24 protein-coding genes are annotated in these 25,666 nt (G+C 56.8%); 7 read left to right on the forward strand and 17 right to left on the reverse strand.

From position 1 onward, the window contains the following. The first annotated feature begins 47 nt into the window (after nt 1-47). The gene (locus tag ACR6AS_RS12405; RefSeq protein WP_434162339.1) at nt 48-950 is read left to right on the forward strand and encodes a LysR family transcriptional regulator; all 903 of its coding nucleotides are present in this window, start codon (nt 48-50) and stop codon (nt 948-950) included. Nucleotides 951-992: 42 nt separating this feature from the next. Here the strand turns inward: ACR6AS_RS12405 and ACR6AS_RS12410 are convergent, their stop codons facing one another. The 4 genes from ACR6AS_RS12410 to soxR form a co-directional block, all read right to left on the reverse strand. After that, nucleotides 993-2,642 (reverse strand): Na+/H+ antiporter, encoded by a 1,650-nt coding sequence (locus tag ACR6AS_RS12410; protein WP_111140220.1) that lies wholly within the window; start codon nt 2,640-2,642, stop codon nt 993-995. Nucleotides 2,643-2,787: 145 nt separating this feature from the next. Continuing rightward, nucleotides 2,788-4,137 (reverse strand): NCS2 family permease, encoded by a 1,350-nt coding sequence (locus ACR6AS_RS12415; protein WP_293774280.1) that lies wholly within the window; start codon nt 4,135-4,137, stop codon nt 2,788-2,790. 336 nt (nt 4,138-4,473) lie between these two features. Then, entirely contained in the window at nt 4,474-5,139 is a 666-nt protein-coding gene (locus ACR6AS_RS12420; protein ID WP_434162342.1) for a glutathione S-transferase family protein, read from the reverse strand. Nucleotides 5,140-5,178: 39 nt separating this feature from the next. Beyond that, a complete protein-coding gene (gene soxR / locus ACR6AS_RS12425) occupies nt 5,179-5,664 on the reverse strand; it encodes a redox-sensitive transcriptional activator SoxR (protein ID WP_111140217.1) in 486 nt (161 codons plus the stop codon). A 101-nt stretch (nt 5,665-5,765) separates the two neighbouring features. On the opposite strand from soxR, the gene soxS reads away from it, so the two are divergent. Both soxS and ACR6AS_RS12435 read left to right on the forward strand, forming a co-directional pair. Beyond that, nucleotides 5,766-6,191 (forward strand): superoxide response transcriptional regulator SoxS, encoded by a 426-nt coding sequence (gene soxS, locus ACR6AS_RS12430; protein ID WP_199560009.1) that lies wholly within the window; start codon nt 5,766-5,768, stop codon nt 6,189-6,191. A gap of 243 nt (nt 6,192-6,434) precedes the next feature. Continuing rightward, the gene (locus ACR6AS_RS12435) at nt 6,435-6,716 is read left to right on the forward strand and encodes a YjcB family protein (protein WP_111140215.1); all 282 of its coding nucleotides are present in this window, start codon (nt 6,435-6,437) and stop codon (nt 6,714-6,716) included. Between the two features lie 54 nt (nt 6,717-6,770). Here the strand turns inward: ACR6AS_RS12435 and ACR6AS_RS12440 are convergent, their stop codons facing one another. Next, nucleotides 6,771-7,721 carry an ATP-grasp fold amidoligase family protein gene (locus ACR6AS_RS12440; protein ID WP_111140214.1) on the reverse strand — a complete coding sequence of 317 codons (951 nt, stop codon included), beginning with the start codon at nt 7,719-7,721 and terminating at the stop codon, nt 6,771-6,773. Nucleotides 7,722-7,729: 8 nt separating this feature from the next. Further along, nucleotides 7,730-8,986 carry an oligosaccharide flippase family protein gene (locus ACR6AS_RS12445; RefSeq protein ID WP_111140213.1) on the reverse strand — a complete coding sequence of 419 codons (1,257 nt, stop codon included), beginning with the start codon at nt 8,984-8,986 and terminating at the stop codon, nt 7,730-7,732. A 524-nt stretch (nt 8,987-9,510) separates the two neighbouring features. Here ACR6AS_RS12445 and ACR6AS_RS12450 point away from each other — a divergent pair. Continuing rightward, on the forward strand, nt 9,511-9,906 hold the full coding sequence (locus ACR6AS_RS12450) for a transposase (protein WP_111140212.1): 396 nt from the start codon (nt 9,511-9,513) through the stop codon (nt 9,904-9,906). A 925-nt stretch (nt 9,907-10,831) separates the two neighbouring features. Here ACR6AS_RS12450 and ACR6AS_RS12455 read toward each other — a convergent pair. The 3 genes from ACR6AS_RS12455 to ssb1 form a co-directional block, all read right to left on the reverse strand. Beyond that, nucleotides 10,832-11,791, reverse strand: a complete 960-nt coding sequence (locus ACR6AS_RS12455; RefSeq protein WP_434162344.1) for a DMT family transporter — start codon at nt 11,789-11,791, stop codon at nt 10,832-10,834. 76 nt (nt 11,792-11,867) lie between these two features. Beyond that, the gene (locus ACR6AS_RS12460; RefSeq protein ID WP_111140210.1) at nt 11,868-12,695 is read right to left on the reverse strand and encodes an AraC family transcriptional regulator; all 828 of its coding nucleotides are present in this window, start codon (nt 12,693-12,695) and stop codon (nt 11,868-11,870) included. 258 nt (nt 12,696-12,953) lie between these two features. Next, nucleotides 12,954-13,493 carry a single-stranded DNA-binding protein SSB1 gene (gene ssb1 / locus ACR6AS_RS12465; protein ID WP_111140209.1) on the reverse strand — a complete coding sequence of 180 codons (540 nt, stop codon included), beginning with the start codon at nt 13,491-13,493 and terminating at the stop codon, nt 12,954-12,956. A 223-nt stretch (nt 13,494-13,716) separates the two neighbouring features. On the opposite strand from ssb1, the gene uvrA reads away from it, so the two are divergent. Beyond that, complete coding sequence (uvrA, locus tag ACR6AS_RS12470; protein ID WP_111140208.1) at nt 13,717-16,545, forward strand: excinuclease ABC subunit UvrA; 2,829 nt, start codon at nt 13,717-13,719, stop codon at nt 16,543-16,545. 231 nt (nt 16,546-16,776) lie between these two features. Then, nucleotides 16,777-17,841 carry an NAD(P)-dependent alcohol dehydrogenase gene (locus ACR6AS_RS12475; RefSeq protein ID WP_293774286.1) on the forward strand — a complete coding sequence of 355 codons (1,065 nt, stop codon included), beginning with the start codon at nt 16,777-16,779 and terminating at the stop codon, nt 17,839-17,841. A 24-nt stretch (nt 17,842-17,865) separates the two neighbouring features. On the opposite strand, the gene ACR6AS_RS12480 is transcribed toward ACR6AS_RS12475, so the two are convergent. The 6 genes from ACR6AS_RS12480 to dnaB all read right to left on the reverse strand — a co-directional run bounded on the left by ACR6AS_RS12480 (nt 17,866) and on the right by dnaB (nt 22,858). Next, on the reverse strand, nt 17,866-18,213 hold the full coding sequence (locus tag ACR6AS_RS12480; protein ID WP_434162347.1) for an MmcQ/YjbR family DNA-binding protein: 348 nt from the start codon (nt 18,211-18,213) through the stop codon (nt 17,866-17,868). Continuing rightward, complete coding sequence (locus tag ACR6AS_RS12485; protein ID WP_111140205.1) at nt 18,213-18,632, reverse strand: secondary thiamine-phosphate synthase enzyme YjbQ; 420 nt, start codon at nt 18,630-18,632, stop codon at nt 18,213-18,215. The genes ACR6AS_RS12480 and ACR6AS_RS12485 overlap by 1 nt, the downstream gene beginning before the upstream one ends. Before the next feature lie 119 nt (nt 18,633-18,751). Further along, complete coding sequence (locus tag ACR6AS_RS12490; protein ID WP_111140227.1) at nt 18,752-19,945, reverse strand: amino acid aminotransferase; 1,194 nt, start codon at nt 19,943-19,945, stop codon at nt 18,752-18,754. Nucleotides 19,946-19,985: 40 nt separating this feature from the next. Next, the gene (locus ACR6AS_RS12495) at nt 19,986-20,600 is read right to left on the reverse strand and encodes a YitT family protein (RefSeq protein WP_111140204.1); all 615 of its coding nucleotides are present in this window, start codon (nt 20,598-20,600) and stop codon (nt 19,986-19,988) included. Nucleotides 20,601-20,842: 242 nt separating this feature from the next. Next, nucleotides 20,843-21,322: an Lrp/AsnC family transcriptional regulator gene (locus tag ACR6AS_RS12500; protein ID WP_128084961.1), complete on the reverse strand. Its 480-nt coding sequence runs from the start codon at nt 21,320-21,322 to the stop codon at nt 20,843-20,845. A 129-nt stretch (nt 21,323-21,451) separates the two neighbouring features. Continuing rightward, entirely contained in the window at nt 21,452-22,858 is a 1,407-nt protein-coding gene (gene dnaB, locus ACR6AS_RS12505; RefSeq protein WP_111140202.1) for a replicative DNA helicase, read from the reverse strand. Nucleotides 22,859-22,954: 96 nt separating this feature from the next. Between dnaB and ACR6AS_RS12510 the strand changes: the two genes are divergently transcribed. Continuing rightward, the gene (locus ACR6AS_RS12510; RefSeq protein WP_111140201.1) at nt 22,955-23,938 is read left to right on the forward strand and encodes a quinone oxidoreductase; all 984 of its coding nucleotides are present in this window, start codon (nt 22,955-22,957) and stop codon (nt 23,936-23,938) included. Nucleotides 23,939-24,147: 209 nt separating this feature from the next. Here ACR6AS_RS12510 and pspG read toward each other — a convergent pair whose 3' ends face one another. Both pspG and dusA read right to left on the reverse strand, forming a co-directional pair. Further along, nucleotides 24,148-24,414 carry an envelope stress response protein PspG gene (pspG, locus tag ACR6AS_RS12515; RefSeq protein WP_434162351.1) on the reverse strand — a complete coding sequence of 89 codons (267 nt, stop codon included), beginning with the start codon at nt 24,412-24,414 and terminating at the stop codon, nt 24,148-24,150. Between the two features lie 178 nt (nt 24,415-24,592). After that, nucleotides 24,593-25,585, reverse strand: coding sequence for a tRNA dihydrouridine(20/20a) synthase DusA (gene dusA, locus ACR6AS_RS12520; protein WP_434162353.1), 993 nt, complete (start codon nt 25,583-25,585; stop codon nt 24,593-24,595). Nucleotides 25,586-25,666 lie beyond the last annotated feature (81 nt).

A 25,666-nucleotide genomic window follows, 5' to 3' on the forward strand; every position in this document is an offset into this window, starting at 1 on the left:
AAAAAAATGAATTAAAATTATCGCAATCATGCCTGAAAGGAATAGTTATGGATGTCCGCGCCCTGCGTTACTTTACTGAGGTCGTCCGCCAGCAGAGCTTTACCCGGGCGGCGCAGAAACTGTTCGTGACCCAGCCGACCATCAGCAAGATGCTGCGTCAGCTGGAGGAGGAGCTGGGCTGCACGCTGATCCTGCGCGATGGCCGCCGTCTGCACCTCACCGACAGCGGCGAGGCGGTCTATCAGCGTGGTCTGGCGATCCTGCAGGAGTTTCATCAGCTGGAGGCGGAGATCGGTGACATCAACCAGCTCAAAACCGGCGAGCTGCGGCTCGGTATTCCGCCGATGGTCGGTATGCAGATAGCCGGTTCGATATCCGCCTTTCGCCGCCGCTATCCCGGCGTGAAGCTGAAGATCTCTGAGTTTGGCGGTCTGACGGTACAGCAGGCAGTGCTGGCGGGCAGCCTCGATATCGCCCTGACCGCCCTGCCGGTGGACGCCGGGCTGCCGCTGAACACCCTGCCGCTGATGCATCATCCGCTCTGTGCGCTGCTGCCGCGCCATCCCGGGTGGCTCGGCCGTCAGCAGATGAGTCTGACCGAACTCGCACAGCATCCGCTGCTGATTTTCAACGAAGAGTTCTCGCTGAACCGTCAGCTGATGCAGGCCTTTCAGCGGCTCAGCCTGACGCCGACGGTGGCGGTGCGCAGCGGACAGTGGGATTTTCTGGCGGCGATGGTGCAGGCCGGGATGGGGCTGGCGATTCTGCCGGAGCCGATCTGTCAGCGCCTGGACAAACAGTCTCTGCTGTGGCTGCCGCTGGAATCGGAACTGAAGTGGAGCCTGGGATTGATCTGGCGGGAGGGGAGCTATCTGTCGCGCAGTGCGCAGGCGTGGATTGCCTGCTGCCGCGAGCACTGGCCGGATGAACCGCCGCGCCTGTCGGTGTAAAAGGCTGGCACGCTGCCTCCGCGCAGGCGTGCCAGCCTGACCTTACTCCTCTTTTTCGATCAGCAGGATTTCCAGCAGATCCAGATCGTGCAGTAACTTCTGCATAGTCTCGTTGGAGATCTGCTGGGTGGCGCGCAGATGGTAGACCTCGGCACGCTCGGCGCGCAGTCCGGTCAGGCGGAAGCGGCGCTCCAGGTTCTCGGCGTAGAGCGCATGTTCGAGATCATTCTTCCCTTCGGCGCGGCGACGCAGGTTACCAATCACCCGCAGGCTCACCTCTTTCAGCAGCTCTGGATCGATGTTCTCCTCCGACTCATTTTCCAGCCGCTCTTCCATCTTGTGCAGGCTCTCAATCGCCGCCCCGGCCATCACCGCGCGGGCGCTCTGCAGTTCGCGACGATGTGCGCCTTTGTCGATGCTGTCGATGCCGCGCAGCAGCACCGGCAGGATCACAACACCCACCAGCAGCGAGAAGAGAATCACGCCGGTGGCGATGAAGACCAGCTCATAGCGCGCCGGGAAGGGATCCCCGTTGCTCAGGAACAGGGGAATCGACAGCACACCCGCCAGGGTAATCGCACCGCGCACGCCGGCAAAGGAGGCGATCAGCAGTTCACGCAGCGAGTAGTTAGAGAACTCCAGCGGCTTCTTCTTCAGCAGGCGTTTGCTGAAGCGCTGCATAATCCACAGCCAGCCGAAACGCACCACCATCAGCGCCAGATAGACCAGCCCGATGTCGGCAAACAGCATCCAGAGTTCGACATTAGGATCGGCCTGCGCCTGATCGACAGAAGTCTGCAGGATGTCCGGCAGCTGCAGGCCCAGCATCAGGAAGACCATGCCGTTAAACACGAACTCCAGCATCTGCCAGACGCTGTTGGCACGCAGACGCATCGCCAGTGGCGCCTGACGGATAATGCCGGAGCGGGTGATGGTCATCCCGGCCGCCACGGCCGCCAGAATGCCTGACACGCCCAGATGTTCGGCAATCAGGTAAGAGGCAAACGGCAGCAGCAGCAGCAGGACGGTCTGCGTCGCCGGATCGTCACCGCTCCAGCGGCTGAGCAGGCGCAGCGATTTCCCGTAGAGCCAGCAGACGGCCACACCGGCAATCAGCCCGCCAATCGCCACTTTGAGAAACTCAATGCTGGCACCGCTCCAGGTAAACACCATGGTGCCCATCGCGACGGCGACGGCAAACTTCAGGGAGACCAGGCCCGATGCGTCATTCATCAGGGCTTCACCCTGAACAATCGACATGATCTTCTTGGGAATGCGGCCTTCCCCGACGATGCCGGAGAGCGCCACGGCATCGGTCGGCGAGAGTACCGCAGCCAGCGCAAAGGCCGGGATCAGCGGAATGCCGGGTACCATCCAGTAGATCAGATAGCCAATACCGATCACGGTAATCAGCACCAGCGCCAGGGCTAAGCCGATGATCTCACGGCCATGATGCAGGAACTCGCTGATCGGCGTTTTCCAGCCATCCGCGAACAGCAGCGGCGGGATAAACAGCACCAGAAACAGCTCCGGATCGAAGTCCACATGCAGACCAAATGTGGGCCAGGCCAGCAGCGCACCGGCGGCGATCTGGACCAGCGGCAACGGGATCTGAAAAGGGAGGATACGGGCCGCGACGCCAGAGAGCGACACGACCAGCGTCATGATGAGAATAGTAAAAAAGATTTCCATGCTTTCCTTAGGCGTCGTTTCTTTCAATCATTGGTTAAGCGCTAAAGTGTAAAACAAAGTGCGGTGAAGGTTGTCAGCTACGCGTGCGACGGGCGGGAAAACAGTGAAAAATCCCGGACGCGCAGCCGCACGTCCGGTTGTACAGTCAGATCGCCCAGCCTCCGGCGTAAAAGGCCACCAGCGCCACAGCGATGACGACGGTGCCGATGTTGAGCTTACGCCACTCACCGGCGAAGAGACGGCCGACCACCAGACTGGCGAAGCCGATCATGATGCCGGTCACGATGTTACAGGTCAGAACGATGATTACCGCCGTGAGCAGGCCCGACATCGCATCGACAAAATCATTGAAGTCGATCTTCGACACGTTGCTGAGCATCAGCAGGCCGACATACATCAGGGCCGGGGCGGTAGCGTAAGCAGGCACCAGATACGCCAGCGGTGACATAAACAGGATCACAAGGAACAGCAGACCGACCACAATCGCGGTCAGGCCGGTTTTGCCCCCCGCCGCCGTACCGGCCGCCGACTCAATGTAGACCGCCGCCGGAGACGCCCCCACCAGACCGGCAAACAGGCTGCTGACGGAATCGGTGGTCAGCGCGCGGCCACCGTTAATGATCTGCCCCTGTTTATCCAGCAGACCGGCCTGGCCCGCCACCGCGCGGATGGTGCCGGTAGCATCAAACACAGCCGTCATCACCAGCGCCAGGACGCTGGGCAGCACCACAGGCTGCATTGCGCCCATAATGTCCAGGCTGAACAGCAGCGACTGACCACTGGCGTCGCGCAGTGCGGGCAGCGCAAACAGCCCCTGATAGCTGACCGCCGGGTCAAATATCAGCCCCAGCAGCGAAATGGCGACGATCGTCAGCAGAATGCCACCCGGCACCCGACGCTTCTCCAGGCCGATAATCGCGGACAGCCCCAGCAGCGTCATCATCACTGGAAAGGTGGTGAAGTGGCCCAGGGTCACCGGCAGGCCCGGTCCCGGATTTTTCATGACCAGACCCACGCCGTCAGCCGCAATCAGCAGCAGAAACAGGCCGATCCCGATGCCGGTGCCGTGCGCGACGCCCATCGGCAGGTTACGCAGGATCCAGGCGCGAATGCCGGTCGCCGAGATCAGGGTAAACAGCAGGCCCATCAGGAAGACAGCGCCCAGCGCGACCGGCACGCTGATGTGCTGCCCCAGCACCAGGCTGAAGGCGGTGAAGGCGGTTAAGGAGATGGCGCAGCCCACCACCATCGGCATATTGGCCCACAGCCCCATGACGATGGAGCCAAAGCTGGCGACCAGGCAGGTGGCAACGAAGACCGCAGAGGGAGAAAAACCGGCTTTTCCCAGCATCCCCGGCACCACAATCACGGAGTAGACCATCGCCAGGAAGGTGGTGAGTCCGGCCAGAATTTCCTGACGCACGCTGCTGCCGCGCGCCGAGATCGAGAACCAGGCGTCCAGTTTTCCACTGGCCGGGCGTGATTCAGTTGACATAGTTGAGCCTCAAAAATTTTTGTTGTGTGGATCGCTCTGCGACCATCGCTGTCCCTGGAATAAGCGGGTAGACGGCGTCACTGCCCGGCGTAACCCGGCAGGCAAACGTTTACCTTGCCGCAGATAGTGGCCCGTCAGACGCGGCCAGATAAAAAAGGCAGGCGATTATCCGGCGTTTAGCCGTCCATTTTCAACTGTCAGAGGGAGATTCTTCAGGATCAGGAGCGCATGGCCGGGCTGAGAGAGGGCGACGGAAACGCCGCCGTTAACGGGATTTCAGGGCGTTATGAGTCGCCTGTCCGGGGCCGGACCCGGCCAGGCGGCCTGGACGCCCGGTCAGCCGGGCAGTGAAAGTTCGCCGCCCTGCGCAATCGCCCGCTGCCAGGCGGAACGCTGCTGCACGGTGTTCAGCCATTTCTGCGTGGCGGGCATCTGATCAAGTCCGGCGCGCTGCGCCAGGGCGAGCAGCGGGAAGCTCATCTGGATATCCGCAATCGTGAGATGCGGGCCGGCAAACCAGTCGTGGGCGGTCAGATGCTGTTCAATCATCGCCATGTGCGGCTTAAGCTGTTTATCCAGAAACGCCTTCTGCACCCCTTTACCAAAGGCTGCGCCTACCGGCCTTAGCAGCCAGGGCACCGGCTTTTTCCCCATCTGCCCGAAGATTAATTTCATTACCAGCAGCGGCATCAGGGAGCCTTCGGCATAGTGCAGCCAGTAGCGGCACTGCAACCGCGACGCCTCATCATTCACCTTCAGCCTGAACGTCTGGTCATATTTCTCTTCAAGGTACTCAAGAATGGCCCCGGATTCAGCGACCACCTGGTTGCCGTCGGTGATGACCGGCGATTTCCCCAGCGGATGCACTTTTTTCAGCGCCGCCGGGGCCAGCATGGTCGGCTCGCGCTGATAGCGTTTGATCTGATAAGGCACTTCCAGCTCTTCCAGCAGCCACAGCACCCGATGCGAGCGCGATTTCTCAAGATGGTGAACGGTGATCATCGTGGTTCCCTGTGTGTTGACCTCCCCTCAGTATAGACGTCACTCACCTTCCGCATGTCTGTCATCCTGTTCGGGATCAAGCAGCACGGCTCCGGAACCCTGCTGACCCAGCCGATCGCCAGGGTTGCGCAGCGGACAGTCGCGCATCGACAGACAGCCGCAGCCGATGCAGCCATCCAGGTCATTGCGCAGGCGGGTCAGCGTTTCGATCCGCTTGTCCAGCTCTTCGCGCCAGTGCTGCGTCAGCGCATCCCACTCCGGCGTCGACATGCGCTTGTTGGCCGGAATGTGGTCCAGACTCTCGCTGACCGTCGCCAGCGGAATACCGATGCGCTGTGCAATCTTGATAATCGCGACGCGGCGCAGGACGTCACGGCTGTATCGCCGCTGATTGCCACTGTTACGGGTACTGAAGATCAATCCTTTCGATTCGTAGAAGTGCAGCGCAGAGACCGCGACGCCGCTGCGGCGCGCCACTTCACCCGGCGTTAAGACCGGTTTTGGATAGTTACGTTCTTTTTTCATCTCAGCCTTTACCTCAAGTTAACTTGAGGAATTATACTTCTTCTCCATCGGAACGACTAAACTCCTGTTACCTCTTTATTACACACCAGAAGGATGAGGCCATCATGCAAGAAGAGATCATTCATTCCCTGACGCACTGGATTGACCAGAACCTTGATAAGAGCCTGTCGATTGACGAAGTGGCCGCAAAGTCGGGCTATTCGAAATGGCACCTGCAGCGTATGTTCCGTTCGGTGACGAAACAGACGCTGGGTGGTTATATTCGTGAACGCCGTCTGACGCTGGCGGCAGAAGCGCTGTCGCAGACGCAGCGCCCGGTTTTCGATATCGCGATGCAGTATGGTTATGACTCGCAGCAGACCTTCTCCCGGGTGTTTCGTCGTCAGTTTTCACAGACGCCGACGGCTTATCGTCACACCATGCGTCGTCAGGCCATCCAGCGCCCTCGCCTCCTGAGTTTTGGCTGCAACGACACGCTGAACAGCTTTACCCAGCGCACCACAGGCGAGTGCTGCCCGGTTCGCTGATTGACCGATGCGCCTGCCCGGGCGCATCCCTCTGATTTCCCGCCGTTTATTCCGCCGCTGTTCATTTCATGCCCGCACCATGAGTCAGATTTTGTTCAAAATTTAAAATCGGGTGATATAATGTGACCCACGTCACACTTTGAACCTGATTTGACGGCGCAAAAGTCTTTCCTGACACGCTTTTCCGCCGCCGGTGATGTCCGCAGATTGTCAGGGATACTTACTGATATTGAGGTCCGGCCGATGGCTACGTTAACCGCCAGTTTTCTTGTTATGCGTTGGGAGTTGCTGAGCGCAGTAATGATGTTTTTTGCCAGCACCCTGAAAACTAAACTTCGTCAGGATAGCCGTCACGTCATGGCTTTTATGTGTGGCGGGATCGGTTTAGGCATGACCTGCTGGTTTGTGACCGGGCTGATGGGCATTACCCTGAGCATGGACAACGTGCATAACTTCCTGGCTATCTCAAAGCATGCCTTTATTGAGGCGATGAGCCAGGCGCCTGCTGACTGGCCGATGCCCTGATTTCTGCGCATAAAAAACCCCGCGAAGCGGGGTTTTTTATATTGCTGTGTGTGCTTAAATTTTCTTCAACATGGCAGGGATATTCACATCCTGCACTGTCACGCCCGGGCTCTGCGTTCCGCGACGGTCCTGAATCCACATATCTCCCATCATCTGATTTAAACCGCGATCCAATCCGGTTACCAGCCCTGCACCTGGGGTGAAGGTCAGTTCGCCAAAGTAGATCTGTTCGTCATGGATATACCAGTCCACACGCACATAGTCGAAATCACTGGCCAGCTTCTTGCTCAGTTCCAGCGCATGCTCCAGCGAAGGCAGGATCGGCGAGACATCCAGACCGGTGTCGCGAATCTTGTGATAGGCCTCGCTGAGGTTGTTCACATAGAAATTCATCGACAGCAGCGGCTGGCAGCGGTTGTAGATCACCTGCAACACATATTCGAACTTGCCATCACGCTTGTTGAACATATGGAACTTGTAATCGATCGGCGCGCTTTTGCCATCACCAATGTACTTCTCTACCAGAATGCGTGGTTTGATGTAGCGGTAGTGGATCTCACGCGCTTCGTTGGCGAAGTCGGTCTTCAGCCAGCGATAGCAGTCGTGAATGATCTGCTGCTTGCGCAGCGCATCCGGCTCTTCCAGCAGAATCTCCACCATGTTGGAGGCGTGGTTCGGCTTGATCACCGTGCCTTTCCAGCAGGGTAAGCTGTTCAGCGTGGTCGGGTCAGTGGTTTCGTGAACCAGCGGGATCAGGTACTCATTACCGATTTTCTCAGCAATAAATTCGCGCACCGAGTATTTATCTGACAGGCGACCATAGTTCTGGTAATCGCCGAAGATAAACTTACGGTACAACACCTTCTCGTTGAACACTTTTGGCTGACGCAGATTGGGCAGCTTTCTGAACTTATGGAAGTAGTAGATGCGGTCCTGATAAGCCCAGGGCATCTTCTTGATAAAGTACTGCACACTTCTTCTGAGTTCTTCTTTCAACTTGAGCATATCTGACCTCATTTGTAGGTTTTGTAGTTGAGTGAGGAAACCTGAATCTTTTGAATGACGCCGTTTTTAAAGAAGTAATTCATTACGGTCAGGGACAAGAGCTCTGAAAGGAAAACGCTCCACGCGGCTCCCATGATGCCGTGCCCCTGAATCAACCACCAGGAGAGCGGCAGACTGATGACCATCAGGCAGATGATTTTCCGCAGCAGGTAGTTGAATCCTCCCTCTTTAACCATGTAGCGATACGCTACCGTCCCCATTGCCGAAAAGCTGGTCGCTATCGACAGCAACGTAATGAGACTTCCTGACTGTGTGTATTCCGGCCCGTACAACGCAATGATGATCCGCTCGCCGTAAAGCGAAATAACCAGCAACATCAACAGGGAGACAGCCATAACATAGCCATTGAGCCGGGCAGCCAGCTTAATGGCTACCTCGCCGCGCTCTCTGAAAATTTCAGTGAAGCAGGAGGTGATAAGCGCCACCGGGATAAAAATCCAGGAGGCGGAAATGGTGTTAGCCGCCGCAAACAGGCCAAGATCGCGCGCGGGCGCGGTGCCCGCCAGAAACATCTGTGCGGCTTTAACCTGCACAGAGATAAAGATGCTGGAGATCGCCAGCGGCAGACCGGCATACATCAGATAACGCAGATAGGCGGTGCGCTTCTCGCGCGGCGGCATCTGATCCTGATGCTCCTGATAGAAATTGCGGCGTTTAATCAGGTAAGGCACCAGCGTCACGGCCACGATCGACAGCGTCAGCCAGAGCGGATTCAGACGCAGCCAGGCGATGGTGAAGCTGATGGCGAAACTCAGCAGCATTCCCACCGCGTTGGCGATCGTGTTCAGCCGCGAGGCAAGCCGGGCGTTGTTATAGACGCTGAAGGTGTCCTGAGTGACAAACACCGAAGCCACAAATGAGGCCAGTGCAAATGCCAGGAAGTTTTCCTGCATGTTGTACCAGACCCAGATTAAGACTGGCACCGATGTCGCCAGCAGCAGCACCATCCGCAGCGTGCGGGCGATCGTCATCAGACGCAGCCCTTTGGCCGCATTTTTGCTGACGCGCTTGAACAGAATGGTTTCGGTGCCAAAGATTGCAACGGTCTGCACCATTGCAAACAGTGAAGTAGAAAACGCCATCTGGCCGAACACCGTCGGACCAAAGGATTTCGCCACGTAAGACGTCACAAAAATGACGCCAAAAACGGAGATGATCTTTTCAGACATCATCCAGGCGGCATTCGACATTACGCTCAATTTCATCGACTCTTCCTTAGTATTACTCAACTACAACCGCTTCGGTACAACATCCCTGTAACGAATTAATAAGCGCTCAGTGGGCCTGGCGGAAATGTAAGACTTCAGACCAAACTGGTCCGAAAAGTGAGAAGTAAATCATATTCCGGAGAGTGAATTCAGGATAATTCTTATTATAAATGGCGCGAATCACTTCAAATGGAAACGATTTCAGGCTGAAAATAAAACAACCTTAAAGCGCCTTATCGGCAAATTAATCAGGTCGATAAGGCTAAATATCCAATGTACGTAGAATTTTTTCGTAATTTGGATGCGATGAATTTATAACAAAAACCCGCCTCCAGGAAGGCACGCCTGGCCGATAAGAATAAAATAAGATTTATCCCATGATGATATTTATTCCAAATATCTTAATTTAGGCTTCGCAATTCAACTCGCGCACTTTAATACTGCCTTAATAGAATCTTACAGTGCCAGAAATTATTAAAGTCATTCTCATCCATTAATCGATAAGAAAGGTAAGAGCATTTATGAGAAAGTCACGATACAGCGAAGATCAAATCACAAATGCCATTAAAGCTTCTGAATCGGGCGTGAAAGTCAGGGAAATCTGTGAAGAGTTAGGCATCTCTGAAGCCACGTTCTACAGCTGGAAGAAGAAGTTTTCTGGGTTGTCTTCGGAAGAAGGCAGAAAAATCAAGGATCTGGAAGAAAAACTGCAGAACATCACACGCGAACTGCAGATCCTCAACTCTGACAAAGAGATGCTGCAGAGCGTGCTGAAGCACTTCTTTACGACGAATGAAAAACGTCAGGCTGTGGATTTTCTGCAGAGTACTTTTGACATCGGCACCCGCCGCAGCTGCCGCTTATTGGATATCAGCCGCAGCGTCTACCACTATCCGTCAGGCACGGAGAACCGCTGAACCTAATGCTACCGCGCTTTTTAGACTTAACGCTGAGATTTGTTCTTACCAGAAGAGATGAAGATCATTTAACAGGACAATTGCGGCACCCTTTTCCGCTCCATTTATAACTAATGAATGGCTTCACGGCTAAGCTTCTTTTTTTGCGGTAAAATTGATTCACAACAGCAAAAGTCTCGCATTCCACGCCTTTTCTCCTCCTCCCGGCCCCGTTAACAGCGGGGCCGGGCCCTCTCGTTATCTGATAAGCCCTGCTAATCCCCGGAACTAAACACGCTGAATATGATTAAGCCGCTTTAAACATCGGCCAAAAAATCGTCACGTCTTTTTTAAGTTAACAATGGTCCTGACGAAAATCTTTCGGCTTCGCTTTAATTGTCGTGCAGTGCGTTAATTGCCTCTGCCGGGACCAGGAATAATCCAGGATAAATAGTTTATTGCTCCTTAACACTAACGTTATCTGTCTTACGCCTGCTTCTCTTCATTGCGCATCATTGATGCCAGAGATTAATATTTATTTATTAACGCAGCGGCGGAATTGTCTTACTCCTTTATCACTGAGTGAAGTTAATCGTGGTTTTTAACCCGCTTTTCTCAGGGCCAGACCACAATAAAAAGCCGTGGATAAAAGCGTAACGTCCATAATGTTGTCCCTTTTTCCCTGATTAATGACCGATATCTGAACAGTGAATCCCTTTTCGGTGCGAAAAGATCGGGGGAGAGACGGGTGTAAGAGGCTTTTTTTCACGGGTTAAGGGGGGATAACCAGGGGAAGCACGGGGAATCGCCTGGGTGCAGCGCCCTATGAAAACGATTTCGCGGCATAAATCTGCCGGAGAGCGCGCAAATCGGCATAGGGCTTAATCTTAAAAAGCCGCGCAGCGTCGTCTCTGCGCGGCAATCACCTGCTGTTTCGCGTGGGGGGTTAGTCGTTCACCGACACCACCCGCGGCTGAGGTTTGATACGCATGGCCCAGATTACGCCCGCCATCAGACAGAGAATCCCCGTGACGGTGAGCTGCGGCGGCCAGCGTTGATACCAGAGAAAAGTCCATAACAGGCCGAACAGGATCTCAAAAACGATCAGCGGCCCCATCAGCACGGTAGGCAGACGCTGGCTGGCTGCGTTCCAGCACAGGGTGCCGAGCCAGGAACAGAGCAGGCCAATCGTCAGCATCAGAGTGACAAACACGGCGGGTCGTGGCCCGAACGGCAGTGAAAATGCGGGCTGCTGCCAGGCGATCTGCACGCTGACCAGCAGATACATCACCAGCGCCATCGGCAGTGTCACCAGCCCCTGCGCGGTGGCCCAGGTCGAGGGCCGCAGTCCGGGATGCGTCCGCAGCCAGCGGGCGTTGCGCAGCGGATACCAGGTCCAGCAGATCACGGCCAGCAGCGCCAGCACAAGCCCGGTCAGGTAACGGCCAGGATCCAGCATCGCGCCCTGATTCTGCAGCTCCGCCGCGTTGACGCAGAGCAGCCCGGCGGCCATCATGATCAGCGCCGGAAACAGCCGCCGCCACGACAGCCGCCCTTCGAGATGGCCGTAACAGAGATTGGCCGTCACGGCGATCACGACCGGCAGCGTGCCGATAATCATGGTCGAAACCGGTCCGCCGGTCCGCTGAATGGCGTTCGCCAGAAAAGCATAATAGAAGAGGTTTCCCACCAGCGAGAGCTTAATAGCTTCGCGCCAGTCTGCTCGCACCAGATGACGCAGACGGCGACGATCGTGCCAGGCCAGCGGCAGGGCGATCACGCCAAAGGCGACATAACGCCCCGCCGATTGCAGCGCGCCGGGGTAATCGGGCACCAGCAGCGGCCCGACAAAGATCAGCCCCCACATCAGCCCGGCAGTGATGGCAAAGATGACGCCAGCAAACATGATTTTTTCCCGTATGACGTTTTCGGGCAGTGTGGCGGATTCGGGCGGGCAATGCTTGTAGCAGATTGCGATCGCGTCAGGGCTGGCGCACCTGTTTCTGATAGCGTCCCGGCGTGATGCCATACCGGTGGGCAAAGGCGCGGGTCAGATGAGCCTGATCGGTTAAGCCCACCGCCGCCGCGACGCTGGCGGCCGGTTCACCCCGCGCCAGCCGCTGTTTCGCCTCGTAAAGCCGGAAGGCCATCAGCATCTGATGTGGCGTGACGTGATAGTGCTGACGAAAGGCGCGTAAGAAGTGCCACGGCGACAGCGAAGCCAGCGCCGCCAGCTCATCCAGCCGTACCGGCTCGGCCAGGTTCGCACGCAGATAATCACGCACCAGGTCAAAACGATGACCGGTTTCGATCCGGCCCGGCGAGGCCATGCGTGCCAGCGGCCGGATCTGCAGCAGCAGTTCCGCGAGCAGGCCATGACGTGCCAGCTCAGACTCCGCCTGCCAGAGCCCGGCCAGCGTGCGGGAAAGCGGCTGTGCCACGCGCGGATCGGTCAGCAGCGCCTCGTTAAACCACCAGCCGCGGTCGCCGGTCAGCTCCTCCATCCGCTGCGGCTGGATATAGATCATCTGATAGCGCCACCCCTCCTCGCACGCCGACTCGCCGGTGTGCAGCTCATCCGGGTTCATCGTGACCAGCGAGTTGACCGGTGCCGTATACTGGGTGCCGCGATAGCGGAAACGCTGCGCGCCCGCTTCGATAGTGCCAATCCCAAAGGCTTCATGGGTGTGGGGCTCAAAGGCGTAACGGGAGATGTGGGCCTGATAGAGTTCCACACCGGGCAGTCCGGCAGGTTGCCGGAAACAGGCGCGATCTTTCTCATACGGGAAACTCGCCGGAACACCTTCCACGATTGACTCCTCTTCTGAACCGATGTGACCTTCAGAATGCCTGCGACCAGGGGCAAAATGCAAAAAATTGCGATTCACTGTGTGCACGACGGCACAGCAGACGTATTCATGGTATGAGGTGTGCTCGCCGTTGCGTCTATCCGGCGACGTGCCGCGCAAGAACGCGACACCGGCAGCGCGATCGGCGCGGGAACATGGACACAGCGCATAAAAAAAGCCCGCATCGCGGGCTTTTCGGCACTCTTTCTGCCAGTGGAATCAGAACGGAATATCGTCGTCGAAATCCATTGGCGGTTCGTTGTTGTTGCTGGCAGGTGCGCTCTGTGGCTGCTGCTGCGGACGGGACTGCGCGCCGCCGCTGAACTGGTTGTTGTTGCCCTGCGGCTGCTGCGGCTGACCCCAGCCGTTGTTGTTGCCACCGCCCTGCGCACCGGCGTTACCGCCCTGCTGACGGCCACCCAGCATCTGCATGGTGCCACCGACGTTCACGACCACCTCTGTGGTGTAACGCTCCTGGCCACCCTGATCCTGCCATTTACGGGTACGCAGCTGGCCTTCGATGTAGACCTGCGATCCTTTTTTCAGGTATTCGCCCGCGACTTCAGCCAGTTTGCCAAACAGCACCACGCGGTGCCACTCGGTGATCTCTTTGTTTTCACCGGTCTGCTTGTCACGCCAGCTCTCAGACGTCGCCAGCGTAATGTTCGCAACCGCGCCGCCATTGGGCATATAACGTACTTCCGGATCCTGACCCAGATTCCCGACAAGAATCACTTTGTTAACGCCACGACTGGCCATGTTGCTGTCTCCCGATGAGTTAATGCATACAGTCTAATCCATCAATTCTAACACGTCCTGCGCACTGTTTCCCACTTTAGAGCGGGGTTCCAGTTTTAATCTGCCCGCCGCCCGGACCACAGAGTACTGGATATTTATTCAGTCTATTTTTTGTGCCATAATGACACGTTTATTCTGGCCGTGTCGGCAAGGCGCGGTGAGTGCTGCTAACCGGGAAAGGTGAATGGATAAGATCGAAGTTCGTGGTGCCCGCACCCATAATTTGAAAAACATTAACCTGACCATCCCACGCGACAAACTCATTGTGGTGACCGGCCTGTCAGGCTCCGGTAAATCCTCACTGGCGTTTGATACGCTGTATGCGGAAGGTCAGCGCCGCTATGTAGAGTCGCTCTCTGCGTATGCGCGCCAGTTTCTTTCGTTAATGGAGAAGCCAGACGTCGATCACATCGAAGGTTTGTCGCCCGCCATCTCTATCGAACAGAAATCCACGTCGCACAACCCGCGTTCTACGGTGGGAACCATCACCGAGATCCATGATTATCTGCGCCTGCTGTTTGCCCGCGTGGGCGAACCGCGCTGCCCGGATCATGATGTGCCGCTGGCGGCGCAGACCGTCAGCCAGATGGTTGATCAGGTGCTGTCGCAGCCGGAAGGCCGTCGCCTGATGCTGCTGGCGCCGGTGATTAAAGATCGCAAGGGCGAACACACGAAGACGCTGGAGAACCTGGCGGCGCAGGGCTATATCCGCGCACGCATCGATGGCGAAGTGTGTGACCTCTCCGATCCGCCTAAGCTGGAACTGCAGAAGAAACACACCATCGAAGTGGTAATTGACCGCTTTAAAGTGCGCGATGACCTGTCGACCCGCCTGGCGGAATCGTTTGAAACCACGCTGGAGCTTTCGGGCGGCACGGCAATTGTTGCGGATATGGATGATGCCGACGCCGAAGAGCTGCTCTTCTCGGCTAACTTCGCCTGTCCGGTCTGTGGTTACAGCATGAGCGAACTGGAGCCGCGCCTCTTCTCGTTCAACAACCCGGCCGGTGCCTGTCCGACCTGCGACGGCCTCGGCGTGCAGCAATATTTCGACCCCGATCGCGTGGTACAGAATCCGGAGCTCTCGCTGGCGGGCGGCGCTATCCGCGGCTGGGATCGCCGCAACTTCTACTACTTCCAGATGCTGCGTTCGCTGGCGGATCACCTCAGCTTCGACATTGAAGCCGCATTCGGCAGCCTGCCCGACAACGTACAGAAGGTAATTCTGTATGGATCCGGCAAAGAGAATATCGAATTTAAGTACATTAACGATCGCGGTGACACTTCGGTACGCCGTCATCCGTTCGAGGGCGTGCTCAATAACATGGAGCGTCGCTACAAAGAGACCGAATCCTCTGCGGTGCGCGAAGAGCTGGCAAAATTTATCAGCAACCGCGCCTGTGCCAGCTGTGAAGGTACCCGTCTGCGTCGCGAAGCACGTCACGTTTATGTCGAGAACACCACGCTGCCGACCATCTCGGAGATGAGCATCGGTCATGCGATGTCCTTCTTTGAAAACCTGAAACTCAGCGGCCAGCGTGCGCAGATCGCCGAGAAGGTTCTGAAAGAGATTGGCGATCGCCTGAGCTTCCTGGTGAACGTCGGCCTGAACTATCTCTCAATGTCGCGTTCTGCCGAGACCCTTTCCGGCGGTGAAGCGCAGCGTATCCGTCTGGCCAGCCAGATCGGTGCCGGGCTGGTCGGCGTGATGTATGTGCTGGATGAGCCCTCTATCGGCCTGCACCAGCGCGACAACGAGCGTCTGCTCGGCACCCTGATTCACCTGCGCGATCTCGGTAACACGGTGATCGTGGTTGAACACGACGAAGATGCGATCCGTGCCGCTGACCATGTGATCGACATCGGCCCGGGTGCCGGTGTGCATGGGGGCCAGGTCGTCGCAGAAGGCACCGTGGATGAGATCATGGCGCAGGAGGCGTCGCTGACCGGCCAGTTCCTGAGCGGCAAGCGTGAGATTAAGGTGCCGGAAGCCCGTGTCAAAGGCGATCCGGCGAAGGTGCTGAAGATTACCGGCGCGCGCGGCAACAACCTCAAGGATGTTACGCTGACGCTGCCGGTCGGACTCTTCACCTGCATCACCGGCGTCTCCGGCTCGGGTAAATCGACGCTGATCAACGATACGCTGTTCCCGATTGCACAGCGGGCGCTGAACGGGGCGACCATCGCCGAACCGGCCCCCTACCGCGATGTGGCGGGTCTGGAGCACTTCGACAAGGTGATCGATATCGATCAGAGCCCGATTGGTCGTACTCCGCGTTCTAACCCGGCGACCTACACCGGCATCTTCACCCCGGTACGTGAACTCTTTGCCGGCGTGCCGGAAGCGCGTTCGCGTGGTTATAACCCGGGCCGTTTCAGCTTTAACGTGCGCGGCGGACGCTGTGAAGCCTGTCAGGGCGATGGCGTGCTGAAAGTCGAGATGCACTTCCTGCCGGACATCTACGTGCCGTGCGACCAGTGCAAAGGCAAACGCTATAACCGCGAAACGCTGGAAGTGAAGTACAAAGGCAAGAGCATTCATGAAGTGCTGGAGATGACCATCGAAGAAGCCCGTGAGTTCTTCGATGCGGTGCCGGCACTGGCGCGTAAGCTGCAGACGCTGATGGATGTGGGTCTCTCCTACATCCGCCTCGGTCAGTCTGCGACGACGCTCTCCGGCGGTGAAGCGCAGCGCGTGAAACTGGCGCGTGAGCTTTCCAAACGCGGCACCGGCCAGACGCTCTACATTCTGGATGAGCCGACCACCGGCCTGCACTTTGCCGATATCCAGCAACTGCTGGAAGTACTGCATCAGCTGCGCGATCAGGGCAATACCATCGTGGTGATTGAGCACAACCTCGACGTGGTGAAAACCGCCGACTGGATTGTCGATCTCGGCCCGGAAGGGGGCAGTGGCGGCGGTGAAATCCTGGTGGCGGGCACGCCAGAAACCGTGGCGGAGTGTGAGAAATCCCACACGGCGCGCTTCCTGAAGCCGCTGTTACAGAAGTAATTCCCTCAGGCCCGCCGCGTGCGGGCCTTTTTTATTGCCCCTGCCGATTCAGCCAGAAAAATGCAGGATCAGGCAAGATTCAGACATGTATAGGCATATACGCTTTTCACCACGCTGACTATCCTTAAGCGGTTCCTCTTTGGCACGCCCTGCGTCGCCCTGTTTTTGCAGCCCGTTCAGACGGCTGCACTTCATCAGAAAAACTCACGACACATCGAAACTGGAGACACCATGAATATTACGCATGCGTATGCTGCTCAGGATGCAAAATCCAAACTGGCACCGTTCGATTTCAAGCCGCGTGAGCTGCGCGCCCATGACGTCCAGCTTGAAGTGCTGTTCTGCGGCGTTTGCCATTCCGATCTGCATCAGGCCCGTAATGAGTGGAAAAACACGATTTTCCCTGTTGTGCCGGGTCATGAAATTGTCGGTCGCGTAACCGCCGTTGGGCCGCAGACGCAGAAATATAAAGTCGGCGATCTGGTTGGCGTGGGCTGCATGGTCGACTCCTGCCGCAGCTGTCCGAGCTGTCAGCAGGGTCTGGAGCAGTACTGCGAAAACGGGTTTGTCGGCACCTACAACGGTGAAGATCGCGAAACCGGCGCGATTACCTACGGCGGCTACTCCACATCAATGGTGGTGGATGAGAGCTTTGTGCTGCGCATTCCCGAAAACCTGGAGCTGGCGGGCGTGGCACCGCTGCTGTGCGCCGGGATTACCACCTACTCCCCGCTGCGTCACTGGAATGTCGGCCCGGGTAAAAAAGTGGGCATCGTCGGTTTAGGCGGTCTGGGCCACATGGGTGTGAAGATCGCCCACGCGATGGGTGCGCATGTGGTGCTGTTCACCACCTCGGCCTCTAAGATCGAAGATGGCAAGCGTCTGGGCGCCGATGAGGTGGTTATCTCTAAAGATCCGGCGCAGATGGCGCAGCACGCAAACAGCTTCGACTTTATCCTCAACACCGTGGCGGCGCAGCACGATCTCAACCCGTTCATTACTCTGCTGAAGCTCGATGGCAACATGACGCTGGTCGGTGCGCCGGAGCACGATCACCCGGCACCTCAGGTGTTTAACCTGATCTTTAAGCGCCGCAGCATCGCCGGTTCACTGATCGGCGGTATCGCGGAAACGCAGGAGATGCTCGATTTCTGTGGCAAGCACAACATCACCTCAGACATTGAACTGATCGCGATGGACCAGATTAACGACGCCTATGAACGTATGCTGAAAAGCGACGTGAAGTACCGCTTTGTTATCGACATCAACACGCTGCGCGAGCAGTCTGCCGCGTAACCGTCCTGCGCTTAACCCTCTTGCTCAGGTAAGAGGGTTTTTTGCTGTCTGCCGCCCCGCCGCCACCTGCTGCCAGGAGGCGTCGATCAGATAGTAGATCTGCGAATCTTTGAGCGAACCGTCGAGAAACAGTGTGCTCCAGTGGGACTTATTCAGATGTTCGCTGGGAATAATGTCGCTATGCTCTTCGCGCAGTAACTCAGCCAGCGCGGGCGTCGATTTCAGCGATATCGCGGGCCGCCCTTTGGCCTCGTGCACCATCGCAAACAGCACGCCATTGCTCTTAATCTGCGTGGCTTTCCAGTCACTGTGGACGCTCTGCTCCGCGCCCGGCTTGCTCATACAATAGGTCAGTAAGTCTGAGTTATTCATTACGCTTCCCCCTGTAACGTCGCGACAATTCGCCTGGCACCGCCATCAATGCGATGCTCGCCCAGCCAGATACCCTGCCAGGTGCCCAGCACCAGACGTCCGCGCTGAACCGGTAAAAGTAACGACACGCCTAAGATCGATGATTTGATGTGTGCGGGCATATCATCGCGTCCTTCGTAGTCGTGCTGATAAGGTGCATTTTCCGGCACATGCCGCATGAAATGCTGCTCCATATCGCTGCGCACCGTCGGATCACAGTTCTCATTTAAGGTTAACGACGCCGACGTATGCTGTAACAGCAGATGCAGCAGGCCGGTTTTGATATCCCGCAGGCCGGAGAGCGATCCGACAATCTCATCGGTCACCAGATGAAAGCCGCGCGACTTCGCGCTCAGCGTGAGGGTCTGTTGATGCCACATAACGGTTTCCTTGAACGGTTGTCCCGTTTAAGTGTGCAGCATGTCGCCCAAAGGTAAACCCTGACCCATAAAAAAACCGCCGGATCGAACCCGGCGGTTTTTTCACAGCGTGGCAACCGTTACATCACGGCGGCAAAGGCTTCAGCCACCTGATGCACGTTTTTGCTGTTCAGACCGGCGACGCACATACGGCCACTGCCCACCAGGTAGATGCCAAACTCGTTGCGCAGACGATCGACCTGCTGCGCGCTCAGTCCGGTATAGCTGAACATGCCGCGCTGTTTCAGCAGGTAGTCAAAGTTTTTGCCCGGCAGCGCGGTGCGCAACACTTCGACTAATGACTCACGCATCGCGAGGATACGCAGACGCATCGCCTCCACTTCTGCCAGCCAGCTCGCTTTCAGCGCCTCATCGTTGAGGACCCGCGCCACGACCTGCGCACCAAAGTTCGGCGGGCTGGAGTAGTTACGACGAACGGTCGCTTTAAGCTGGCCCAGCACGCGCGCTGACTCTTCGGCGCTGTCGCAGACGATAGAGAGCCCCCCCACGCGCTCACCGTAGAGCGAGAAGATTTTGGAGAAGGAGTTGCTCACCAGCGCGGGCAGACCGGCGGCTGCGACGGCGCGCAGCGCATAAGCATCCTGCTGCATACCGGCACCAAAGCCCTGATAGGCGATATCCAGGAAAGGAATCAGCTGCTGCGCTTTCAGCACCTCAATGGTTTCATCCCACTGCGCGTCCGTCAGGTCGGCACCGGTCGGGTTATGGCAGCAGGGGTGCAGCAGAACGATGCTCCGGGCCGGCAGGGTTTTCAGAGTGCTGATAAAGGCATCAAAGCGCACACCGTGAGTGTCTGCGTCATACCAGGGGTAAGTGTTCACCTCAAAACCGGCACCGTTGAAGATCGCGATATGGTTTTCCCAGGTCGGATCGCTGACCCAGACAGCGGACTGCGGGAAATAGCGTTTCAGGAAATCGGCGCCCACTTTCAGCGCGCCCGAGCCGCCCAGCGTCTGAATCGAAGCGATACGGCCCGCCTGCAACATCGGATGATCTGCCCCGAACAGCAGCGGTGCAATCGCACTCCGGTAGCTGTTCAGCCCTTCCATTGGCAGATAGAGCGATGCCTGATGCGGCTCAGCATAGATCTGCTCTTCGGCAGCCGCCACGGCCTTCAGCTGTGGGATGATGTTCTGTTCGTCATAATAGAGCCCGATACTCAGGTTAACTTTGTGTTCGCGCGGGTCTTGTTTGAAGGCTTCCATCAACGACAGAATCGGATCGCCAGCATAGGCATCAACGTTTTGAAACACGGTATAGGTCTCCAAGATTGGTCCAGAGGTAAAAAACGGGTTAAACCCGGTAGCGTCCCGGACGGTGGTTCATTGCAATAATCAGATTCAGGATCACCGCCCCCGCAATCGAAGCGAGCAGGATCGGGCCACTCACCACAAACAGGGAGGCCAGCACGACGCAGGTGTCCACCGCCATTTGCAGTTTTCCTGCGCGGATCCCAAAGCGATCCTGAAGCCACAGCGCCAGAATGTTGATGCCGCCCAGGCTCGCTTTATGACGAAACAACACTATAAACCCGATTCCCATGATGACGTTACCGAACAGTGTCGCATAGAAGGGGTTGAGATCGGAAAAGTGGACGAACAGCGGATGCAGCTGGGTAAACAGCGACACCAGACCGACGGCGCAGAAGGTTTTCAGGGTAAATTCCCAGCCCATGCGTTTTACCGCCAGCCAGTAAAAGGGAATGTTGATCAGGAAGAAGGCGCCGCCAAACGACAGCGGCGAGAGGTAACTGATCAGAAAGGCGATACCGGCGGTGCTGCCGGTCAGGGCACCTGCCTGTTTCAGCATGATGACGCCGAACGAGACCATCAGGGTGCCCAGCACCATCGCCAGCGCATCTTCAATGCGCGAATGGGGGACGCGGGCGGGTTCTGCGATGTTATCCATGGGGGGGTTTCTCAGTGCAAAGGATGCGGTTCAAATGCAAAAAACGCACCATCGTCACCGCGCTCACCGGCGGCTGCACGGAAGCGCGCGATATCTCATTGATATCCCTAATACTTCAGGACAGAAATTTTTGCATGAATGACGCCTGCTTCCGTCATATCTTGCGTAAAACCCCGTTACGATGCGCATTGTTTGCATGCTTTACCGCCAGTGTGCACCAAAAGCGCACAGCGCGCACCTTTTTAGCGCGTTCTGCTCTCAGGCATCATCATCAGCCCGTTCTCTTTCATGCGGCCCAGCACTACTGACGTTTTCACATGAGATACGCTCTGATGACCGGCCACTAACTGACTGATTAAGGCACTCAGGGCGTTGAGATCGGCCACAGCCACTTTAAGCAGATAGTCTGCATCCCCGGTGGTTTTGTAAGCATCGACGATTGCCTGCTCCTGCTCCACCATGCGGTGAAAACTCTCGACATACTCTGCAGTATGGTTAATCAGGCGCACCTCTATCAGTCCTACCATGCCCAGCCCAATCGCATCGGGTGAGAGCCGGGCGTGATAGCCCAGGATCAGATTCGCCTGTTCCAGATTAATACGGCGGCGGGAGCATTGTGAGGCCGAAAGCCCGACCAGATCGCTCAGTTCCTGATTGGTCAGACGGCCGTTGGATTGTAATAAAGTCAGGATTTTAAGGTCGTAATCGTCTACGTGAGTCATTCCGTTTCCACAGCGTAATGGTCGTCGCTTTGTTACAGATAACCCGATAACCCGAGAGGTTGTCCAACACTATTTTCTGATGATGGGAGCTGTCATGCACAGATCGTGCATGACAGCCCGGTGCGGAGATTATTCGTCGTCGTACTGCGGGCCTGCATAGTTATCAAAGCGCGACCACTGGCCGTTAAAGGTCAGCCGCACCGTGCCGATCGGGCCGTTACGCTGTTTACCCAGGATAATCTCGGCGATCCCTTTAAGATCGCTGTTTTCGTGATAAACCTCATCGCGATAGATAAACATGATCAAATCCGCATCCTGTTCGATCGAGCCCGATTCACGCAGATCCGAGTTGACCGGACGCTTGTCGGCTCGCTGCTCAAGGGAGCGGTTAAGCTGCGACAGCGCCACAACCGGCACGTTCAGCTCTTTCGCCAGCGCCTTCAGCGAGCGGGAGATCTCCGCAATTTCCAGCGTTCGGTTGTCCGACAGCGAAGGCACGCGCATCAGCTGCAGGTAGTCGATCATGATCAGGCTTAAACCGCCGTTTTCACGGTAGATGCGCCGGGCACGGGAGCGCACTTCGGTAGGCGTCAGGCCGGAAGAGTCGTCGATATACATATTCTTCTTCTCCAGCAGGATGCCCATGGTGCCGGAGATACGTGCCCAGTCCTCGTCATCGAGCTGGCCGGTTCGGATGCGGGTCTGATCGACGCGGGAGAGTGACGCCAGCATACGCATCATGATCTGTTCGCTGGGCATCTCCAGGCTGAAGATCAGCACCGGCTTATCCTGCAGCATGGCGGCGTTTTCGCACAGGTTCATCGCAAAGGTGGTTTTGCCCATCGACGGACGGGCAGCGATAATAATCAGGTCAGAACCCTGCAGGCCCGCCGTCTTTTTATTCAGATCCTGATAACCCGTATCGACACCGGTGACGCCGTCGTGCGGCGTCTGATAAAGCGATTCGATTCGGGTAACGGTTGATTCCAGAATCTGCTCGATATTTTTCGGGCCCGCGTCTTTATCTGCGCGCGCTTCCGCAATCTTAAAGACGTTCGACTCCGCAAAGTCGAGCAGCTCCTCACTGTTGCGTCCCTGTGGATCGTAACCGGCATCGGCGATCTGATTGGCAACGGAGATCATCTCGCGCACCACCGCACGTTCGCGCACGATATCGGCATAGGCGCCAATGTTGGCTGCGCTCGGCGTATTTTTAGCCAGTTCAGCCAGATAGGCGAAGCCGCCCGCCATCTCCAGTTCGCCACGGGTTTCCAGCGATTCAGAGAGTGTAATCAGGTCAATGGGTTTGCTGTTTTCCAGCAGCCGCTGCATCTCTGAAAAAATCAGCCGATGCGAACGGTTGAAAAAATCATTCGCGACGACGCGCTCAGAGACGTTGTCCCAGCGCTCGTTATCCAGCATCAACCCACCCAGCACAGACTGCTCCGCTTCCAGCGAATGCGGGGGCATTTTCACGCCTGCGAGCTGGCGATCCTGCGTTTCGTTCGATTTGTTGGTGGGTTTATTTCCTGCCATAGTGAATGCATTACCGATCTTCTGTGGGGACGCGCAAGTATACCTTAGTTGAGGGGCGTGCCTCACCCTCATGATGAAACAATCACAGGAGTCAGAATGGCAAAGCGTATTCAGTTCAGTGCGCACGGCGGACCGGACGTTTTAGAGTGGACAGATTTTGAACCTGCTGAGCCTGCGGAACAGGAAGTTCAGGTAGAGCATCGCGCTATCGGCATCAACTACATCGATACCTATGTGCGCAGCGGCCTCTATCCGGTGGCCGCCTTTCCTTCTGGCCTGGGGACGGAAGCCGCGGGCGTGGTTTCCCGGGTCGGCCGGGGCGTTACGCTGTTTAAGCCCGGCGACCGCGTGGTCTACTGCCTGGCATCCCTGGGCGCCTACAGCGAAGTACACAATGTGGCAGAAGATCGCCTGATGCATCTCCCGGAGGCGATCAGCTTTGAACAGGGCGCAGCCAGCTATCTGAAAGGGCTGACCACGCAATATCTGCTGCGCCAGACCCATAAAATCAGCGCCGGAGAAACCTTTCTGTTTCACGCTGCGGCAGGCGGCGTCGGACTGATCGCCTGCCAGTGGGCCAAAGCACTGGGCGCGCACCTGATCGGCACGGTGGGTTCTGCGGAGAAAGCCGCACTGGCGAAACAGGCCGGTGCCTGGGCGACCATTAACTACCGCGAAGAGGACATTGCGCAGCGCGTCAGCGAACTGACAGAGGGAAAAAAAGTGGCGGTGGTCTATGACTCCGTCGGTAAAGATACATGGGAAGCGTCGCTGGACTCGCTGCGTCGTCATGGCCTGCTGGTCAGCTTTGGTAACGCCTCCGGGCCCGTGACCGGCATTGATCTTGGCATCCTGAATAAGAAAGGATCGCTGTTTGTGACCCGTCCTTCGCTGTTTGGCTACATCACCAACCGTCAGGAGCTGGAAACCGCCAGCGCCGAGCTGTTCTCGCTGTTGGCCAGCGGCGCGATTCAGGTGGACGTTCCCGCGCAGCAGAAGTTTGCGCTTAAAGAGGCCAGCAGGGCGCATCAGATGCTGGAGAGCCGTGCCACGCAGGGCTCCTGCCTGTTAATTCCGTAAGCGTCAGCAACAAAAAGGGCTTCCCGCAGGAAGCCCTTTTCTTTTATTCTTTTTAGTTCGCGCTGGTGTAGGGACAGCGGCGATGAATTCGTGTCGGGTCGATGGCACATCGAACTGACGACAGCATCCTGCCAGAAAACATAAGTAAAAAATATGTTTAATTGCAGATCCGCGCTAATCAATCTTTCACTCTGTGATCTTTACCGCATTTAGCGCCAGCTTTTTCGGTCTAACCTGTTGATCTTGCGCCGCAGGTTGCGACGCGCTCGTGCATCGCTGTCGCCAAAAAAAGTCCGATGCAGCCAGACGGCTATCACCGCCAGCATCAGCCACGGTAACACTTTAATAACAAGTGCGAGCAGTCCACCGACAAACATTACGATGGTCGCTACCCCCAGTGCCGCCAGCACGCCCACCAGCGAAACGCCGGTCAGCAACAGCATCAGGAAAAAACCCAATACGAATAAAATTTCCACGTCAGCACTCCTTTTTGATATTCATTGTTATAGATATTACAAAAAGCGTGCCAACAGATAACCTGCTGTTTTTACAACATTAAACGGCCGGTTCGTGCCTGTGACCTGGTGAGAAAAACCAGATTATGGCGTAAAAAAAACCAGCCTCACGGCTGGTTTTTAACGTTAAAAAAGAAAATCAGGCTTCCTGCGAGATTTTATCAGCGACCAGCGACAGCGCCGCATCCAGCACACGCACGTCCGCGCCCGGCTTATGGGCATTTTCGCTCAGATGGCGACGCCACTGGCGCGCGCCCGGAATGCCCTGGAACAGGCCCAGCATATGGCGCGTAATGTGGCCGAGATAGGTGCCCTTCGCCAGCTCCGCTTCAATATAAGGGTACATGGCACGCACCACCTCAACCGGATTTACCGCCGGCTGCTGACGACCAAATAAGGTCCGATCGACCTGCGCCAGAATACCGGGGTTCTGATAGGCTTCGCGGCCCATCATTACGCCGTCGAGGTGCTGCAGATGGTTCTGCGCCTCTTCCAGCGTTTTCACGCCGCCATTCAGGGCGATGGTCAGATGCGGGAAATCGCGTTTCAGCTGCCAGACGCGCGGATAATCCAGCGGCGGGATCTCGCGGTTCTCTTTGGGGCTGAGACCGGAGAGCCAGGCTTTACGCGCATGAATAATAAAGGTGTCGCACTCGCCGCGCCCCGCGACCGTGCCGATGAAATCGGTCAGGAACGCATAACTGTCCAGCTCATCAATACCAATGCGGGTTTTGACGGTGACCGGAATCGATACTACGTCGCGCATTGCTTTGACCGCATCGGCGACCAGATTTGCCTCGGCCATCAGACAGGCACCGAAACGGCCATTCTGTACCCGATCAGAGGGACAACCGACATTCAGGTTCACTTCATCGTAGCCGCGCTGTTCTGCCAGCTTCGCACAGTGCGCCAGCGCCGCCGGATCGCTGCCGCCCAGCTGCAACGCAACCGGATGTTCGGCCTCGCTGTAAGCCAGGTAATCCCCTTTACCATGAATGATGGCGCCGGTGGTCACCATTTCGGTGTAGAGCAGCGTATCAGCCGTCAGCTGACGATGGAAATAGCGACAGTGGCGATCGGTCCAGTCGAGCATCGGCGCGACAGAGAAGCGTTGCGAAGAAAATTCAGGCATGAAGTACAGGCAATCCGGTAATTAAGGTGATGGAATTCTGTGCAAGGATAACACAAGGCGGGGCGATAGTGCATCGCCCCG

Source organism: Pantoea phosphatilytica, from assembly GCF_051025615.1.
Taxonomy (GTDB): domain Bacteria; phylum Pseudomonadota; class Gammaproteobacteria; order Enterobacterales; family Enterobacteriaceae; genus Pantoea.